Annotated in this window: 3 protein-coding genes; 1 reads left to right on the plus strand and 2 read right to left on the minus strand. The window is 62.4% G+C overall.

Annotated elements, in window-relative coordinates; genetic code table 11:
- On the minus strand, positions 1 to 512 hold a 512-nt coding region (locus B3V69_RS19395; RefSeq protein ID WP_296449036.1), incomplete at its 3' end, for a LysR family transcriptional regulator.
- A gap of 270 nt (positions 513 to 782) precedes the next feature.
- A complete protein-coding gene (locus tag B3V69_RS19400) occupies positions 783 to 1,709 on the minus strand; it encodes a DUF6279 family lipoprotein (protein ID WP_296449039.1) in 927 nt (308 codons plus the stop codon).
- Here B3V69_RS19400 and glmU point away from each other — a divergent pair.
- Positions 1,708 to 3,147, plus strand: a complete 1,440-nt coding sequence (gene glmU, locus B3V69_RS19405; protein ID WP_296449042.1) for a bifunctional UDP-N-acetylglucosamine diphosphorylase/glucosamine-1-phosphate N-acetyltransferase GlmU — start codon at positions 1,708 to 1,710, stop codon at positions 3,145 to 3,147. The two genes, B3V69_RS19400 and glmU, sit on opposite strands and share 2 nt — an antisense overlap.
- Positions 3,148 to 3,178 lie beyond the last annotated feature (31 nt).

The following is a 3,178-nucleotide window of genomic DNA, read 5'->3' on the forward strand; positions in this document are numbered from 1 at the left end:
TGCTCGCCGAACAGGCGCACGGCACCGGCAGGCGCATTGGCGGGTAAGGTGTAGCGCAGTGCCAGGTCGATGTCGGTGGTGTCCAGGTCGACCGGAACATCGGTGGCGTCAATGCGAATGTCAATGTCCGGGTGTTCGCTCTGGAAGGCTTCCAGCCGCGGGATCAGCCACATCGACGCAAAAGAGGCCCAGGTGCTGATCGCCACGCTTTTGCGCCCCGCGCTGCGGCGGATCAGCCGCACCGCGCCGTCCATGCGTTCCAGCGAGGGCAGCACGGCGCGCAGCAGCTGAGCCCCGGCGGCTGTGAGCTCGACCGCGCGCGTGTGGCGCAAAAACAGGCCAACGCCCACTTCTTCTTCCATCGCCTGGATCTGGCGACTGACGGCGCTTTGCGTCAGTGACAGCTCTTCGGAAGCGGCCCGGAAGTTGAGGTGGCGCGCCACCGCCTCAAACGCGCGCAAATGGCCGACCGAAATGGGACGGGTCCGAAGATGATTTTCAGAATGCTGCATGGGCTGTGAGGATCGGCTTGGGTCAAGCAATTAATGCGTAAATGGAATGAATAGCTTATCTCGAATTCATTGGATGATCAAGCGCATTAAAACGAGAATTCAATGCCAAATGGCATCACTGGAGTCGGTTATGACCATGAAAAAAATTCTGGAATTGCAACAATCCCGTGACGGCGCCAGCTTGTCGGGATGCTGGAAGCTGGCGCCCGGGCCACGGCAACGAGTTGGGTGCCCACTTTTTGCAGGCCCGACCCCATCCTGGGCGAGGCCTCAGGGCCGAGGTGCCATCAGCGCGCGCGCATCGGATACGTAGCCGCTCAAAGTTTCAATGAGTTTCAGCTGCTGGGCCGGCGTGGCGCTGTTATGCAGGGTGGCAAACGCCCGGCAATTCTCCTGGGTTATTTTTTCAGAGTAGTGGCGGTAGGACGCGTCGGGGGAGTCCATGGCGCGCCCGAGCAGGGCGCGTACCTCCGCCAGGGCCGACCCTTCGCTCAGCGTGCCCGGCTGCAGACGCTGCAGCGTTTGCAACGCGTCCTGGTGTCGGCGCAGGGATTCGCGGTAACTCGTGGCCGCGTCGAAAGCGGAGGCGGCCACAGCGGCCCGCAACACGGCCAACTGCGGTTCTTCCAGTTGTCCGTAGAGCATTTCAGCCGGTTCCAGCAGCTGCTTGACGCGCCGGGCGCTACGTTCGGTCGGCGTGCCCTCCAGCCACTCTTCACGCCATTTCTCGCCGCGTTTGTTCAATTGCCGCGCCAGATGATCGAGCTGTTCGGCCGTGAGCGTGGGTGCCAGCACGGCGACGGTGGGCGCGGCCTGATCGATGAGGGCGTGCAAACGGGGCTTGAGCTCGTCAAACAGTTCGCAAACCTGCTCGGGCGACAGCTTGGAGGGCGCCATGCGCTGCATCTTTTCAAGCGTGCTGACGTAAAGCGGGAGTTCGTGTGCACGGTGCCAGTCCTGCAGGAGTGCCAGATCGGCGCGCACCTTGAGCGTCTGCGTTTCATTGAAGTCCAGGAAGCTGTCCAGCCACCAGTAGCTCAATTCAGGGGCGTGGTTGTAGCCCAATCGAACGGCGCTGCAACCCGATACCCCCAAGCTCAGCGACAGGGCCACAAACAGTGCCAGCAGCCCGTCGATAATGCGGAAAGGTCGAAAACGTTGAAGAAGTCGGCTTCGTGAATGAATGGAGAGAGTCATGAGTGATATTTTAAAGAGCGCCAATAAGGCCGACGCCGTGGACGTGGACGTGGTCATTCTGGCTGCGGGCAAGGGCACGCGCATGAAAAGCAAACTGCCCAAAGTGTTGCATCGGTTGGCGGGCCGTGCCTTGTTGCAGCATGTGGTGGACACCGCCGCTGAATTGGCGGCCCGTCAGGTGGTCGTCATCACCGGCCACGGTGCTATGGAAGTTGAAGCGGCTGTCGCAGGTTCCACGGGGGCTACAGCTCGATTTGATATAAATTTTGTGCGCCAGGAGCCGCAGCTGGGCACTGGCCACGCGCTGCAGCAAGCGGTGCCGGTGCTGCGCGACGACGGCATCGTTGTCGTGCTCTCGGGTGACGTGCCCTTGACGCGGGCCGATACCTTGCGCCAGCTGATTGCGGCCTGTGGCGGCAACAAACTGGCACTCTTGACGATTGACTTTGCCGACCCGACGGGATACGGCCGCATCGTCCGTGAGGGTGAAGTCGTCCAGGCCATCGTCGAGCAGAAAGACGCCAGTGCCGCCCAGCGCGCCATTTCAGAGGTTTACAGCGGCATCATGGCGATGCCTGCTGCACCTTTGAAAAAGTGGCTGGCGCGACTGGACAACCAGAACGCCCAGGGCGAGTACTACCTGACCGACATCGTGAAATTCGCCGTGGCCGACGGCGTGCCCGTGGTGGCCCACAAAATTGCGGACGCCTTGCAGGTGGAGGGCGTCAATAGCCCGGTGCAACTTGCTGCACTGGAGCGCGCGTTCCAGCGGCGTATGGCGCTGCAGCTGATGGAGCAGGGCGTGCGCCTGGCGGACCCGGCGCGTTTTGATGTGCGTGGCGACCTGCAATGCGGGCAGGACGTCTCGATTGACGTGAACTGTGTCTTTGAAGGCCAGGTGATCTTGGGCGACGACGTGCGCATCGGTGCGAATTGCGTGATTACCAATGCCACGATCGCCGCCGGTGCCGTGATTCACCCGTTCACGCAGATCGAAGGCGGCAAGCCGGGCACCCAAGACGCGGTGGAGGTGGGGGCCGGTGCGCTGATCGGCCCGTTTGCGCGTTTGCGACCCGGTGCCAAACTGGGCGCCCAAGTGCATATCGGCAACTTTGTCGAAGTCAAGAATTCGACCCTGGCGCGCGGAGCCAAGGCCAATCACCTGGCCTATCTGGGCGACGCCACGGTCGGCGAGCGCGTCAACTACGGGGCGGGCAGTATCACGGCCAATTACGACGGCGCTTTCAAACACCGCACCATCATTGAAGCCGACGTGCACATTGGCAGCAACTGCGTGCTGGTGGCGCCCATCACCGTGGGTGCGGGCGGCACCGTGGGCGGTGGCTCGACCTTGACCAAAGACACCGCTCCCGGTGCCTTGAGCATCGCGCGCGGCAAGCAGGTGAGCATTGCCAACTGGAAGCGGCCCGCGAAATGACGGGCACGCCGCAGGCCTTGGCGCTGGAGAA

The organism is Rhodoferax sp. UBA5149, assembly GCF_002413825.1.
In the GTDB taxonomy this organism is placed as follows: Bacteria; Pseudomonadota; Gammaproteobacteria; order Burkholderiales; family Burkholderiaceae_C; genus Rhodoferax.

Excerpts from the sequence above, each read along its gene's own strand:
- B3V69_RS19400 (WP_296449039.1), bottom strand. The coding sequence starts at position 1,709 with ATGACTCTCTCCATTCATTCACGAAGCCGACTTCTTCAACGTTTTCGA.
- glmU (WP_296449042.1), top strand. The coding sequence starts at position 1,708 with ATGAGTGATATTTTAAAGAGCGCCAATAAGGCCGACGCCGTGGACGTG.